We start from the raw sequence: 299 nt of genomic DNA on the forward strand, positions 1-299 counted from the left end.
TAACCTCACCAGCATCACCAATGCCATTGGTAACAGCAGCAAATACCAGTACAACGCAGCCGGCCAGCTCATTGGCGCCACCCTGCCGGACGGACGGCAAGAACACTACAACGTCAATGCCGCCGGCCAGCTACAAAGCTATACCGATCCGGCCGGCCACACCACCCGCTACCGCCGCGACCAGCGCGGACTGGTACATACCCGCATCGACGCTGCCGGCCGTCAGCTCGGCTTCAGCTACGATGCCTACGGACGCCTCACCGCCCTGACCAACGAAAACGGCGAACAGTACCGGTTTC

Annotated in this window: 1 pseudogene; it reads left to right on the forward strand. The window is 61.9% G+C overall.

Going from position 1 to position 299, the window contains the following annotated elements:
* Positions 1 to 299, forward strand: a pseudogene (locus tag H3T84_RS12010) (RHS repeat protein); the annotation flags it as partial.

The organism is Snodgrassella sp. M0110 (genome assembly GCF_016101465.1).
GTDB lineage: Bacteria > Pseudomonadota > Gammaproteobacteria > Burkholderiales > Neisseriaceae > Snodgrassella > Snodgrassella alvi.